General features: G+C 65.0%; 13 protein-coding genes and 1 tRNA gene. 6 read left to right on the top strand and 8 right to left on the bottom strand.

The window, feature by feature from the left end; genetic code table 11:
- Window positions 1–4 precede the first annotated feature (4 nt).
- Entirely contained in the window at window positions 5–1387 is a 1383-nt protein-coding gene (locus ACZ48C_RS02170; protein WP_464782060.1) for a nicotinate phosphoribosyltransferase, read from the bottom strand.
- Between the two features lie 391 nt (window positions 1388–1778).
- Between ACZ48C_RS02170 and ACZ48C_RS02165 the strand changes: the two genes are divergently transcribed.
- Window positions 1779–3287 (top strand): hypothetical protein, encoded by a 1509-nt coding sequence (locus ACZ48C_RS02165; protein ID WP_464782059.1) that lies wholly within the window; start codon window positions 1779–1781, stop codon window positions 3285–3287.
- Window positions 3288–3353: 66 nt separating this feature from the next.
- Here ACZ48C_RS02165 and rpsA read toward each other — a convergent pair whose 3' ends face one another.
- The 3 genes from rpsA to aroA form a co-directional block, all read right to left on the bottom strand.
- A complete protein-coding gene (gene rpsA / locus ACZ48C_RS02160; protein ID WP_119257647.1) occupies window positions 3354–5060 on the bottom strand; it encodes a 30S ribosomal protein S1 in 1707 nt (568 codons plus the stop codon).
- A 111-nt stretch (window positions 5061–5171) separates the two neighbouring features.
- Entirely contained in the window at window positions 5172–5804 is a 633-nt protein-coding gene (cmk, locus tag ACZ48C_RS02155; protein WP_464782058.1) for a (d)CMP kinase, read from the bottom strand.
- The gene (gene aroA, locus ACZ48C_RS02150; protein ID WP_464782057.1) at window positions 5804–7171 is read right to left on the bottom strand and encodes a 3-phosphoshikimate 1-carboxyvinyltransferase; all 1368 of its coding nucleotides are present in this window, start codon (window positions 7169–7171) and stop codon (window positions 5804–5806) included. Before aroA ends, cmk begins: the two co-directional genes overlap by 1 nt.
- A gap of 256 nt (window positions 7172–7427) precedes the next feature.
- Between aroA and ACZ48C_RS02145 the strand changes: the two genes are divergently transcribed.
- Together ACZ48C_RS02145 and ACZ48C_RS02140 are read left to right on the top strand one after the other, a co-directional pair.
- On the top strand, window positions 7428–7817 hold the full coding sequence (locus ACZ48C_RS02145; RefSeq protein ID WP_119257644.1) for a TIGR02300 family protein: 390 nt from the start codon (window positions 7428–7430) through the stop codon (window positions 7815–7817).
- Between the two features lie 145 nt (window positions 7818–7962).
- Window positions 7963–8038 (top strand) — tRNA-Ala (locus ACZ48C_RS02140).
- Between the two features lie 57 nt (window positions 8039–8095).
- On the opposite strand, the gene ACZ48C_RS02135 is transcribed toward ACZ48C_RS02140, so the two are convergent.
- On the bottom strand, window positions 8096–8629 hold the full coding sequence (locus ACZ48C_RS02135) for an acyloxyacyl hydrolase (RefSeq protein ID WP_119257643.1): 534 nt from the start codon (window positions 8627–8629) through the stop codon (window positions 8096–8098).
- Window positions 8630–8731: 102 nt separating this feature from the next.
- On the bottom strand, window positions 8732–9019 hold the full coding sequence (locus ACZ48C_RS02130) for a DUF2934 domain-containing protein (protein ID WP_245424867.1): 288 nt from the start codon (window positions 9017–9019) through the stop codon (window positions 8732–8734).
- Window positions 9020–9140: 121 nt separating this feature from the next.
- On the opposite strand from ACZ48C_RS02130, the gene ACZ48C_RS02125 reads away from it, so the two are divergent.
- On the top strand, window positions 9141–10310 hold the full coding sequence (locus ACZ48C_RS02125) for a TMEM43 family protein (RefSeq protein ID WP_464782056.1): 1170 nt from the start codon (window positions 9141–9143) through the stop codon (window positions 10308–10310).
- A 24-nt stretch (window positions 10311–10334) separates the two neighbouring features.
- On the top strand, window positions 10335–11126 hold the full coding sequence (locus ACZ48C_RS02120; protein WP_464782055.1) for a YdcF family protein: 792 nt from the start codon (window positions 10335–10337) through the stop codon (window positions 11124–11126).
- 1 nt (window position 11127) lies between these two features.
- On the opposite strand, the gene ACZ48C_RS02115 is transcribed toward ACZ48C_RS02120, so the two are convergent.
- The gene (locus ACZ48C_RS02115; protein WP_119257639.1) at window positions 11128–11601 is read right to left on the bottom strand and encodes a hypothetical protein; all 474 of its coding nucleotides are present in this window, start codon (window positions 11599–11601) and stop codon (window positions 11128–11130) included.
- Window positions 11602–11784: 183 nt separating this feature from the next.
- On the opposite strand from ACZ48C_RS02115, the gene ACZ48C_RS02110 reads away from it, so the two are divergent.
- Window positions 11785–12417: a trimeric intracellular cation channel family protein gene (locus ACZ48C_RS02110; protein WP_119257638.1), complete on the top strand. Its 633-nt coding sequence runs from the start codon at window positions 11785–11787 to the stop codon at window positions 12415–12417.
- A gap of 6 nt (window positions 12418–12423) precedes the next feature.
- Here the strand turns inward: ACZ48C_RS02110 and irrA are convergent, their stop codons facing one another.
- The gene (irrA, locus tag ACZ48C_RS02105; RefSeq protein ID WP_119257637.1) at window positions 12424–12843 is read right to left on the bottom strand and encodes an iron response transcriptional regulator IrrA; all 420 of its coding nucleotides are present in this window, start codon (window positions 12841–12843) and stop codon (window positions 12424–12426) included.
- Between the last annotated feature and the right edge of the window lie 87 nt (window positions 12844–12930).

The following is a 12930-nucleotide window of genomic DNA, read 5'->3' as shown; positions in this document are numbered from 1 at the left end:
GGCCTCAGACGGCGCGGGCGCGCACCTCGTCGAGGGTCCAGTCCACCAGCAGCTTTCCGTCGCGCCAGACCGGCTGCAACAGGTTCTGCCGGCCGGCGAGCTGGTCGATGCGCGCCGCTTCCGGGCCGAGATAGCCTTCGACCACCGCCTGTCGGCCGGCCTTGGAGGCCTTGACGTTCATGGTCGCCGGGCGCTTGTAGACGTCGTGCCAGGCGCCCTTGGTGTCCTGCCGGGCATTGGCCTTCATGGCGAAGGAATAGGTATCGCGATTGACGCGCTGGAGAAGCCCCGCGCCCATGCCGAAGGCGATGTTCTCCGCCGAGAAGCCGAAGGCCTCCAGCCGGCCGAGGATGAGGCCGATATCCGCCGGCGAGATGCCGTCGCCCTGGATAACGCGCACGCTGTTGTCGAGCACCTTGTAGCCCTTGGCGTTGAGATGCGTGCCGAAGGCATAGGCAAGCTGGCGCACCACCTGCACCGGGGTTTCCACCGGATCGCCGCTGTCGGGGCGCACGACGAGCGTGCCGCCGGCCGCCTGCACGCGATCCTTGAGCTGCTTGCCCCAGATCTCCGAAACGGCATTGTTGATGTCGTAGCTGTCCGACACGACGGCATAGAGACCCTTGGCGCCGAACCTGTCGATCATGTTGCCATAGGCTTCCGCCTCGCGGCCCTGCCCCCAGGAGGTCATGGTCGAGTGCTCGGAGGCCGGGATCGAGAAGCCGGCCATGTCTGCGCCGTAGTAGCGGCGGGCATAGAGCACGCCGGTCACCGTATCCGTGCCCATGAAATTGACGAGATGGGCGACGCCGCCGATGCCGGCCTGCTCGAAGCTCGTTGTGCCGCGTGCGCCGAAATCATGCAGGCGGAAGGGCAGCACCGCGGCCGGGTCGTCGCAGGTCCTTTCCAGGATGGGCTGGATGATCTGCTTCACCTTGCGCGAATTGGAGGCGACCGTGCTCGGATACCAAATGGCGCGCAGCAGCGCGGTCTCGATATAGGAGGTCAGCCAGAAGCAGGCCGGATCCGTGTTGACCACCTGCGCCACCGGCACCCCGCGGCGCACCAGCGTGCCCTCCGGCAGCGCCTCGATGAGGAGCGGCAGGTAGCCGCCGTGCTTGTGGACAATATGTTCCCAGCCTTCGCGGTTGAACGGCAGGCCATGGGCGGTGACGATCGCCTCCGCCTCATCGATGTCCGAAAGCGTCACGGGCTTCGACAGGTATTCCTTGAGGAACATCTGGAGGCCGAAGAACAGCACCTCGGCATGGTCGGAATGGCCGCGCGCCTCGACATAGGAGGAGATCGCCTGCGTTTGCGGCGGATATTGCAGGTAGTGGCTGAACTTGTAGCTGTCGGTATTGAGGATGAGGTTGGTGAGGTTCATCAGGGGTCTCCGCCGCATCCGCCGCCCGCCTCCGGCCAACAGTGCCGGGAAGATTTACGCGAGCCGAGCATAAGGGGCAAGGGCGCTGCGAAAGCAACCTCGCCGTTCTACTGCATCTGCGAAGTATTCATGGCCTGTTAGCATTTCGTTAACCATAAAATGCCAATGGTAGGAACCAAAGCGTTGTTCGGCGTTCCGGGTTTCCCGTCCCGCACAGTCAGCGGTCCAGTGCTCTGCCGGTTCATCCCGCCGCCCCCGCATGAATGCCCGGTTCGCCGGGCCGACAGCTTGTCACTTCGCAGCGTCGCGCATGATGCGCCATCCGACGGACGATGGAACATTGGCAGGCCCTTGCGATGGACGGCATCGGCAGGGCGAACAGGAGGCGGGCATGCTGCCGCATGTGGCACCGACGACCGGCACAGCGCAGTCCACCCCTGCCCTTCAGGCAGGCGGGACGGCCGATGCCGCCGTCAAGCCGCAGCTTTCCGCCGCCGCCCTTGCCAATCTGCGCGCCGAAGTGCTCCTGCGTCTTATCGAGACCATGCTGAAGCACATGCCGCCGGCCGGCGGGAACGATCCCGGCCGCGACCTTCTCGAAACGCTGCTCACCCTCCTGAAGTCCATGCCCGGCGGGGAAGGCGGCCGCAAGCTCGCCGACATCATCACAAGGCTGCCGCCGGAGCTGCGCCCGAGCGTGGAGAAGCTGATCGGCACCGTGCTTTCCGCCATGCCGACGCGCAGCCTCGTCGAGGTCGTGCGTAATCCGAACGGACCGGAAGCGCAGAAGCTCGCCAATCTCCTGACAACCAGCCTGCCGGCCGAGACGCTTGCCGGAGGCGCTGCCGAACGCCAGCAGAAACCGGTCGCGCTCACCGCCCAGCAGCTTGCCGCCGTCGCGCGCCACGACGGCACGCAGCAGGCCGGACAGACGCCCGGCGATGCCCGCGCGCTCCAGACCGTGCTGAAGCGCATCTTCGATCTCGACGGCAACAGCAGGCCCCGTGCCCTGCCCGTCGATACGGCCGAGGCCGACGAGCCGCTGCCCGTCCAGAACCGGGCTGCCGTTGCGACCGGTGGGCCGGCCCGCGCGGAACCCCGCCTGCCCGCCGCCAGAACCGGAGGACAGGAACCGCTGGAAGCCGCCGCCGCGACGCTCCGCCATCAAGGCAGCGCCGAAGAACTGGATGCGCCCGCCCTCATCGCGAAGCGCGCCGAGACGCCGGTGCGGTCGCAGATCGCCAATGCAGCCGGCCAGGCACTCGCGCGCGGCGTGCTGCAGGCCGTGACGCGGGACATGCCGCCGGAAATGCTGATGCAGGCCGTCGCGCATCTGATGGAAAATCTTTCGCCGGAAGAGGCGAGCTTCCTGCGCACGCTGCTCGAACGCCCCTTCGGGCCGGAGGTCGAGCAGGAGCTCGCCCAGATAGTCCGCGGTCAGGCGGAGGACAGCGCCCGGACAGGCGGTAAGGCGCAGCCGGAGACGACGCATTCGACACAGCCGCGCCCGGCAGGCGAACCCGACAAGCCGCTGCCCCTGCAGCAGGCGCGCGGGGCCGCCCCCGCCGTGGCGTTTGCCGACGCCACGCCGGAAAGGCTTGTGGCAACGCCGATGCTGCGCGAGGGCGTGCCGCTCGCCTTCGTGCCCTACCTGCCGGCCGAAGAGAATGTCGAATGGCCGGAACCGCGCGAGGCGGAGCAGGACGAGGCTGGCGAGGAAAACCAAGGCGAAGACGGCGGCGGCGAGGCGCAGGCGGAAGCGGAAGCGGAGGGCGACGCCCCGGGCGAAGAGCCCGAAAGCGCAGACATGGCGCGCCGTCGCGAGAAGACGGCGGAGATGGTCGGCGTTCTGGAGCCCGGCCTCGTCTTCTACCAGAAGCTCGGCGACTACTGGACCTGACAAATCTCCAAAGAAAAAGCCCGCGGGGATCGCTCCCCGCGGGCTCTTCATTTCGTAAGCGAAGGCTTACTCGGCGTTGTTGCGGTTCTTCAGAGCCGCGCCGAGGATGTCGCCGAGCGAAGCGCCCGAGTCGGACGAACCGAACTGTGCGACGGCTTCCTTCTCTTCGGCGATTTCCAGCGCCTTGATCGAAAGCTGGATCTTGCGATCCTTCTTCGAGAAGCTCAGGACGCGGGCGTCGACGGTCTGGCCGACCGAGAAACGCTCCGGACGCTGTTCGTCACGGTCACGCGACAGGTCGCCGCGACGGATGAACGCGGTGATGTCTTCGTGGTTGACGAGCTTCACTTCGATGCCGCCGTCGTTGACCGCGATGACTTCAGCCGAAACGACTGCGTTCTTGCGCAGGTCGCCGGAAGCAGCAGCTTCGCCGACCGAGTCACGGCCGAGCTGCTTGATGCCGAGCGAGATGCGCTCCTTGTCGACGTCCACATCCAGAACGACAGCCTTGACGACGTCGCCCTTGTTGAACTCTTCGATGACCTGCTCGCCCGGACGGTTCCAGTCGAGATCCGACAGGTGAACCATGCCGTCCACGTCGCCGTCGAGGCCAATGAACAGGCCGAATTCGGTCTTGTTCTTGACTTCGCCTTCGACTTCCGTGCCAGCCGGGTGGCTGTGCGCGAAGGCCTGCCACGGGTTCTCGAGGGTCTGCTTGAGACCGAGCGAGATGCGGCGCTTCGTCGGGTCGACTTCGAGAACGACAACGTCGACTTCCTGGCTCGTGGACAGGATCTTGCCGGGGTGTACGTTCTTCTTGGTCCAGGACATTTCGGAGATGTGGATCAGGCCTTCGATGCCCGGCTCCAGCTCGACGAATGCACCGTAGTCGGTGATGTTCGTGACGGTACCGGAGATCTTCTTGCCGACCGGGTACTTCGTACCGATGCCATCCCACGGATCCGACTCGAGCTGCTTCATGCCGAGCGAGATGCGGTGGGTTTCCTGGTTGATGCGGATGATCTGAACCTTGACCTGCTGGCCAATGGACAGGATTTCCGACGGATGGTTGACGCGGCGCCAGGCCATGTCGGTGACGTGCAGCAGGCCGTCGATGCCGCCGAGGTCGACGAACGCACCGTAATCGGTGATGTTCTTGACGACGCCGTCAACAACCTGGCCTTCTTCGAGGTTCTGGACGATTTCAGAACGCTGCTCGGCGCGCGACTCTTCCAGAACCGTGCGGCGCGAAACGACGATGTTGCCGCGGCGCTTGTCCATCTTGAGGATTTCGAAGGGCTGCGGGTTGTGCATGAGCGGCGTGACGTCGCGGATCGGACGGATGTCGACCTGCGAACGCGGCAGGAAGGCAACGGCGCCGTCGAGATCGACGGTGAAGCCACCCTTAACCTGGTTGAAGATGACGCCTTCGACGCGCTCGCCGGCTTCGAACTTGACTTCGAGCTTGGCCCAGCTTTCTTCGCGGCGAGCCTTTTCGCGCGAGAGAACAGCTTCACCAAGCGCGTTTTCGATGCGCTCGACGTAGACTTCGACTTCGTCGCCGACCTTCAGCGTGCCGTCCTTGGACTTGGCGCCGAATTCCTTCAGCGGAACGCGACCTTCAACCTTGAGGCCGACGTCGACGATGGCGACGTCCTTTTCGATCGCGGTAACGATGCCCTTGGCGACATAGCCTTCGGCGAGATCGTTAGCGGCGAAGGATTCCTGCAGAAGGGCTGCGAAATCTTCGCGCGTGGGGTTTGCTTGAGACATTGAAACTCCTGATGTGCCAAAGGCACGGGCGCCGGGGGTTAGCGTTGGTGATGAACGAGGCGCTATCCGCTACCCTTGGGCAGCAAATCCGGCGCGGGGACAGGCTTCGCTCTATTGCTTAAGCGCGGCGTCGATGAACGACTTTGCCGCGGAAAACGCCGCCTCTATACTCATTTCCGAGGTATCGAGCAAGTGCGCATCGTCAGCGGGCTTCAGCGGACTGTCCGCCCGGCCCATGTCGCGCTCGTCACGGCGGCGGATATCCTCAAGGATCGTCCCGTAATCGGCCACCCCGCCGCCAGCGACGATCTCGTCGTAGCGGCGCTTCGCGCGCACCTCAGCCGAAGCCGTAACATAGAGTTTCACCGGCGCATCCGGGCAGACGACCGTGCCGATATCGCGCCCGTCGAGCACCGTGCCCGGCTCGCGGGCGGCAAAACCCTGCTGCGCCTCGACCAGCGCCCGGCGCACCGAGGGCATGACCGCAATCTTCGAGGCCGCCTCGCCGATGGCATGGGCCGACAGCACGGAGCGATCGAGCCCACCGAGGTCGAGGTTTTTCGCCACATCGGCCGCCACCGCCTCGTCATCGAGCGGCAGGCCACGATCCAGCAGGGCCTTCGCCGTCGCACGATAGGTCAGCCCCGTATCGAGGTGATGGAAGCCATACTCCTCCGCGATGCGGCGGGAGAGCGTGCCCTTGCCGGCGGCGGCGGGACCGTCGATGGCGATGGTGAAGGTCATCAGGCGGCCTTCGTATCGTGAAGCTCGATCTTCGCGCCGAGGCCGGTCATCAGGTCCATGAATTCCGGGAAGCTCGTCGCGATCATCGTTGCATCGTCGACCGTGACAGGGTTTTCCGAGACGAGACCCATGACGAGGAAGCTCATGGCGATGCGATGGTCGAGGTAGGTGGCGACGGCAGCGCCAGAGGCATTGCCAAGACCCTTGCCATCCGGGCGGCCGCGCACGACGAGCGAGGCTTCGCCCTCGTCGCAATCGACGCCGTTGAGCTTGAGGCCATCGGCGACGGCCGAAAGGCGGTCGCTTTCCTTGACGCGCAGTTCATCGAGACCGTTCATGACGGTCGTACCTTCGGCGAAGGCGGCCGCAACGGCGAGAACAGGATATTCGTCGATCATCGACGGCGCGCGATCTTCCGGCACCGTGACGCCCTTCAGCGCCGAGGAGCGCACGCGCAGGTCCGCCATGTCCTCGCCGCCGGCAAGGCGCGCATTCAGGATCTCGATGTCAGCGCCCATTTCCTGCAGTGTCAGGATGAGGCCGGTGCGGGTCGGGTTCATCAGCACGTTGAGAATGGTCACGTCGGAGCCCGGTACGAGCAGCGCCGCCACCAGCGGGAAGGCCGTCGAGGACGGGTCGCCCGGGACGTCGATGACCTGGCCCGTCAGCTTGCCGCGGCCTTCGAGCCGGATGGTGCGAACGCCGTCGGCATCGGTATCGACCGTCAGGTTCGCACCAAAACCCTGCAGCATCTTCTCGGTGTGGTCGCGCGTCATGATCGGCTCGATGACGGTCGTGATGCCGGGCGTGTTGAGGCCGGCGAGCAGCACGGCGGACTTCACCTGGGCTGAGGCCATCGGCACGCGATAGGTGATCGGCGTCGGCGTTTTTGGCCCGCGCAGCGTCACCGGCAGGCGATCACCTTCTGCAGAGGTGACCTGCACGCCCATTTCGCGCAGCGGGTTTAGCACGCGGCCCATCGGGCGCTTGGTCAGCGAGGCATCGCCGATGAAGGTGGAATCGAAATCGTAGACGCCGACGAGACCCATGGTGAGGCGGCAGCCGGTGCCGGCATTGCCGAAATCGAGCGGCGCCTGCGGTGCCAGCAGCGCGCCGTTGCCGACGCCGTTGATGATCCAGGTGTCGCCTTCCTTGCGGATCCTGGCGCCCATGACCTGCATGGCCTTGCCCGTATTGATGACGTCCTCGCCTTCGAGCAGGCCCGTAATGCGCGTCTCGCCGCTGGCAAGGCCGCCGAACATGAAGGAACGGTGCGAAATCGACTTGTCGCCGGGAATGCGGACGGTTCCGGAAAGGCCGGAGGATTTGCGGGCGGTTGCGGGCCGTGCGACAGCGCCGTGCGACATGGGCGTCTTCCTTGTAGTTCCACGGTTCCCCGGCGGGATCGCCCGGGAAAGTGCGGGCTTGCTATCACAAACGATTTAAAGCGTCATCATCCTGCCCGAAAACATTCGGCAGAAAGGCCGTCGCCGGGTCCCGCGAAGTTTGGCTTTGACAGGATAGCCCAAGACGATTAAGGGGACCGGCTAATCATTTTCCCCTTCAACACGCCGGAAACACCGGCCCCGCCGACAAACGAACGGCACCTGAGAGGCTTTGACAGTGGCAAAACCGGAACTCGGCACCAAGCGCATCGACCCGGAAACGGGCAAGAAGTTCTACGACCTGAACCGCGACCCGATCGTTTCGCCCTACACGGGCAAGACCTATCCGCTCTCCTTCTTCGAAGAGACCTCGGCTGCTGCCGTCCTCGAAAAGGAAGAGGAAGAGGATACCAACGAAGTCGATACCGAGAACACGGAAGTCGAACTCGTCTCGCTCGAGGATGCCGACGAGGATGCATCCGGCGGCGATGACCTGCCGGATCTCGGCGATGACGACGTCGAAATCGACGGCGACGACGACGACACGTTCCTGGAACAGGACGAAGACGACGACGATGACGACATGAGCGACCTCATCGGCGTCACGGGCGACGAAGACGAAGCTTAAGACCTTGATAATCCGGCCGGTTTCAAAAAAAACGGCCGGATTTCATTTTTCGGCTTGCCATCTCCGAAACCCGGAAGTAATAAGCCGCACACCGGACGGCAACGCCGCTTCGGTTCCCGGAAACCGGCTCTGCCGGACCCGTTATGGGGCTATAGCTCAGCTGGGAGAGCGCTTGCATGGCATGCAAGAGGTCAGCGGTTCGATCCCGCTTAGCTCCACCAAACCTTCCCGCACAATGATCTTTCTACAGCGCTACACAACCGCTGCCGTATTCCGTCCTAGAACTTTACCCCGATGCTCACGCCGGCGTGGGTGATGCCGTCGTTGGGGCCGTCGCAGAGGTTGGCGTGGGACGAGTGGTCGACGGTCGCCATCAGGTTGACGTTGTCGGTGACGCGCATGCCGAGCGCGGCGTGCTCGCGAAAGAGGAGGCGGCAGCCGAGGAGCGGGCCGGTTCCGCTGTCGAGGTTGCCGTTATGCACCGTGCCGCCCGCGCCGACCTCGGCGAAGAAGGTCTCGGTGATCGGCACGTGCCAGTTGAGGCCGAGATAGGCCTGGTCCGTCGCGTCCGCGCCACCCGACACGCCGACCTGGACGCGCGGTTCGAGCAGGGCCTTGGCAAGACCGGTCTCGGACGAGTGGAAAGGCGCGAAGTAGATTTCGGCGGAGCCGACGGCACCCTTGTCGTGATCGCCCTTCACGACCCCGCTCACGCCGAGGCGGACCTCATCGACAAGGTCGCCTGCCATGGTGGGCTGGATGCCGAGGCCGGCGAAGGCCAGCACGAGCGCGGTTGCCGGAACATTTTTCATAGTGCCCCCCGAATCATCGGCAAAAGTCTCGCCGTGACTGTCGCGATTGTACAGCCAGAAACGGATCGGATGTCGAAGGGCCCGAAAATGTCCTCGCCGGCCCTATGGCTGCTCGCGCATGCCGGGCGTCGCCTCACGCTGGTCGGCATCCTCCAGGTCGGTCTTTACGATGAAGGTGTCGTTGTGCTGGCGGGCGGCTTCGCGAAGCGCTGCGAGATTCGGCTCGTCGTCGCCGCCGATCTCGCCGTCGCCATGGTCGATTTCATGCTCCGCCTGCAGCCAATGGTCGTCCGGCTTGCCTTCGGGCGAGCCTTCCTGCTGCCAGAGTTCGTAGGCGCGTCTGCGGATGCGGTCTTCCCGGTTCTCGGTCATGGATGTGCTCCCTTTTATTCGCGTCGAATAAACGGATGAGCCGGCCTGAAAGTTCCCGTCTTGCGCAATTCAGGAACCGCGAATAAGCATGGCGTGCTACGCGTTTCAGGGGAAAATACCGGGCTTGTCGGGGGACTTCATGAGCTTTACGGAAACGACGACCACCTCCTGGTTTTCCAGGCTGAAGGGGGCGCTGATCAAGATACTGGTCGGCTTCATCCTGCTTGTCGCCTGCATCTGGCTTCTCTTCTGGAACGAGGGTCGCTCGGTGAAGACTTACCGGGCCCTCGTCGAAGGCGCCGGGCTCGTGGTTTCCCTCGACAATGGCAGCGTCGATCCGGCCAATGACGGCAGGCTCGTGCATATTTCCGGGCCGGTGAAGCCGGTCGGCGTGCCGCAGGACGATATGCTCGGCATCTCCGCCGAGGGCGCGGCCGGCCTCGAGCGCATCGTCGAGATGTATCAATGGGCCGAGAGCTCGCAGTCCGAGACACGCAAGCAGCTCGGCGGCAGCGAGGAAACCGTCACCACCTATTCCTACCGCAAGGAATGGAGCCGCGACGAGATCAGCTCCGGCAGCTTCCGCCAGCCGGGCCACGACAATCCGCGGAAGCCGGTCGCGGATGCGCGCTTCTCCGTTCCCTCGGCGACGATCGGCGCCTTCAGCATCGAGGGCCGTGCGGTCGCCCGCCTCGGCGAGGAGCGCACCGTGCCGCTCGGCGCGGCCGAGGCGAGCCGGCTCGGCGAGGCCGTTTCTATCGGCAAGCCCGTCTCGGTGGTGGCCGGCGCGGCCGTCTTCTCGCTCAACCCGCAGGACCCGCAGATCGGCGATATCCGCATCCGCTTCGAACGCTCGGATATTTCCGAGGCGAGCTTCGTCGGTGCGCAGCACGGAACCGGCCTCGTTCCCTACAAGACGACGAACGGGCGCGAGCTCTTCCTCAGCGAGGCCGGTATTTCCGACGCGGCCGCCATGTTCGACGCGGCGCAGAGCGAAAACACGATCATCACCTGGGCGGTGCGCATCGGCGGGCTGGTCGGGCTCCTCGTCGGCTTCGCCTTCATCCTCTCCATCTTCGGCGTGATCGCCGACATCGTACCCTTCGTCGGTTCCATCGTGCGCTTCGGCACCACGGCGATCGCGCTCATCCTCACCCTGCTCGTCGGGCCTGCGGTCATCGCCATCGCGTGGATCGCCTATCGGCCGCTCGTCGCCATCGCGGTTCTTGCCGCCGGCATTGCGCTTGCCGCCGGCATCCTCTATCTGCGGCGCGGCAAGGGGGCGGCTGCGGCAACCGCGCCCGCGTGAGAGGATGAGCAGGATGGGCGTGACGTGACCTTCTACATTTCGAAGATCTTCTGGCTTCTCGCCCAGCCGCTTTCCCTCACCTTCACGCTGCTCGTCATCGGCCTTGCCGCGGGCCGGCTGGGCTGGCGACGCATCGGGACGCTGGCGGGGACGATGGCCGCGCTCGTCCTTTTCGTGACGCTCTTCACCTCGACCGGTTCGGTGCTCCTTCAGGTGCTGGAAGACCGCATTCCGCGCGCCGAACTTGCCAGCGAGGGGCCTTCCTGCATCATCACGCTCGGCGGCGGGTTCGAATCGGAGATCATTGCGGCGCGCGGCGGCTTCGAGATGACGCAGGCCGGCGACCGCTTCGTCGAAACGCTGCGGCTGGCGCGGGAATTTCCCGAAGCGCACATCCTGATTTCCGGCGGCGACGGATCGTTCAGCGGGGCCTATGAGGGTGACGCCGTGGTCGGCACGCGCTTCTTCGAGGCATTCGGCGTGCCGGCGACACGGCTGATCCGCGAGGAAGATTCCCGCGACACGTTCGAGAACGCCGCCAATACCGAGGCACTGCTTGCCGCAAACAATCTCGAGAACTGCCTGCTGGTGACGTCAGCCTTCCACATGCCGCGGTCGGTCGGCCTCTTCCGCAAGCTCGGCCTTGCCGTGCAGCCCTGGCCAACGGATTACCGCACGACCGGGCGGGCGAGCCTCGGGCTCGATTTCTCCCAGCCATCGGCCAACAGCCAGCTCATGACGACGGCGCTGCGCGAATGGACGGGACTGCTCTTCTATTACCTCGCGGGCCGCACGCATACGCTGCTTCCGCAATAGGTCACTTCTTCGAGATCGTCTCGAAGCGGGTGTTCCGCACGCGGATGGTCATGATGCAATACTCGTCGTCGCTCCGGCCGCAGCTTGCCGCATTGGCCTTGAGCTCCAGCACCATGTTGCCGAAGCGCTTCTTCATCTCGTAGCCGTAGAGATCGGCCGTGGCGGCGAGGAAATAGCCGCCCTCGGCCACGCGGATATAGAATTCGTGCGGGCAGCCGACATTGCCGCACAGGCCGCCCGGCACGCCGTCGCAGTTGACGGCCCCGAGATTGAAGATCGCATCCGTCTGCCGGTCGTTGTTGAAATCGACGCTCTCGGCGAAGTCCTCGCCATAGACGGCCGTCTTGCAGCGCTTGGCGACTTCCGCCTGTACGGCGGCCATGGCATCCGGCACGATCTCGGCCGCGCGAACGGGCGTGGCGGCCGCGACGAGCGCGGCGCAGAGGAGCGCGAGGAAACTCATGCGGATGGCCATCTCTCAAACCTTTCCATGGCGGGCGATTCGGTCATTATGCGGCCGGGTGCGGCATGCGGTGTGATTCTGCCGCGCGCACCTTTGCAGTCGGCGATTCCGGACGCACCTTGCCGGAACAGCTTTAGGCAGCAAAGCTGTCGCGAGGCTTGGCCTGCTGGGGGTCCGGCGAATAAGGGGGAAGACGTGACGATCCTTGAACTGCTCGATTATACGGGCGTTGCCGTCTTCGCCGCGACGGGCGCGCTTTCGGCCTCGCGCAAGCAGCTCGACATCATCGGCTTCCTGTTCCTCGCCGCCGCGACCGGCATCGGCGGCGGCACGTTCCGCGACGTCATCCTCGGGATACCCGTCTTCTGGGTGGTGAACCCGACCTATCTCATCGTCTGCGTGACGGTGGCGCTGGTCGTCTTCGTGCTGGCGCACCGCATCGAGTCGCGCTACCGGCTGCTGCTCTGGCTCGATGCCATGGGCGTCTCGGCCTATTGCGTGATGGGCGCGGCGAAGGGCTATGCAGCCACCGGCTCGCCGACCGTCGCCATCACCACCGGCGTGCTGACGGCAAGCTTCGGCGGCATCATCCGCGATCTCCTGGCGAACGAGCCCTCGGTGCTGCTGCGGCCGGAGGTCTACATCACGGCAGCGCTGATCGGCGCCGCGGCCTTCACGGGGGCCACCGTCGCGGGGGCGCCGCTGTGGGTCGCCTCGGCGATCGGCATGGGCGCCGCCTTCATCGTTCGCGGCGGGGCCCTGCGCTTCGGCTGGCGCTTTCCGGTCTACAAGCCCCGGCCGGGGCGGCATCCGGACGATGTCATGTGAGAAGGATCAGGCCTTGCGCGGGCGCAGGCGGATGATCACGTCGACATGCGCGATCTCCATGCCCTCGGGCGGCTCCGGCAGGTTGCCGATCTCGATATTGCTCACCGGGATGTCGAGGACGTGGTTCTCGCCCTCCACGAAGAAATGGTGATGATCCGAGACATTGGTGTCGAAATAGGTCTTCGCGCTTTCCACCGCCAGGACGCGGATGAGGCCGGCCTCGGTGAACTGGTGCAGCGTGTTGTAGACCGTCGCCAGCGAGACCGGAACGCCGGCCGTGACGGCTTCCTCGTGCAGTTCCTCCACCGTCAGGTGGCGGTCGCCCTTGGCGAACAGGAGGTCGGCAAGGGCCACGCGCTGGCGCGTCGGGCGCAGGCCGGAATGGCGCAGGCGCTCTTCGATGGGCAACTCGTGTGCATGCGTCATGGGCGAGCGATCCGCTTGTCTGGCCTTGAACAACAATCTTGAGCTTTCGATATAACTTTAGCGCTGCCGGGATTCAATAGGATTGCA

Source organism: Shinella sp. 1A1, from assembly GCF_055379515.1.
The sequence above is the reverse complement of the archived record's forward strand: the minus strand, read 5'-3'. Positions and strand labels throughout refer to the sequence as shown.

Excerpts from the sequence above, each read along its gene's own strand:
- cmk (WP_464782058.1), bottom strand. The coding sequence starts at position 5,804 with ATGACCTTCACCATCGCCATCGACGGTCCCGCCGCCGCCGGCAAGGGC.
- rpsA (WP_119257647.1), bottom strand. The coding sequence starts at position 5,060 with ATGTCTCAAGCAAACCCCACGCGCGAAGATTTCGCAGCCCTTCTGCAG.
- ACZ48C_RS02125 (WP_464782056.1), top strand. The coding sequence starts at position 9,141 with ATGAGCTTTACGGAAACGACGACCACCTCCTGGTTTTCCAGGCTGAAG.
- ACZ48C_RS02170 (WP_464782060.1), bottom strand. The coding sequence starts at position 1,387 with ATGAACCTCACCAACCTCATCCTCAATACCGACAGCTACAAGTTCAGC.
- irrA (WP_119257637.1), bottom strand. The coding sequence starts at position 12,843 with ATGACGCATGCACACGAGTTGCCCATCGAAGAGCGCCTGCGCCATTCC.
- ACZ48C_RS02115 (WP_119257639.1), bottom strand. The coding sequence starts at position 11,601 with ATGGCCATCCGCATGAGTTTCCTCGCGCTCCTCTGCGCCGCGCTCGTC.
- ACZ48C_RS02135 (WP_119257643.1), bottom strand. The coding sequence starts at position 8,629 with ATGAAAAATGTTCCGGCAACCGCGCTCGTGCTGGCCTTCGCCGGCCTC.
- aroA (WP_464782057.1), bottom strand. The coding sequence starts at position 7,171 with ATGTCGCACGGCGCTGTCGCACGGCCCGCAACCGCCCGCAAATCCTCC.
- ACZ48C_RS02165 (WP_464782059.1), top strand. The coding sequence starts at position 1,779 with ATGCTGCCGCATGTGGCACCGACGACCGGCACAGCGCAGTCCACCCCT.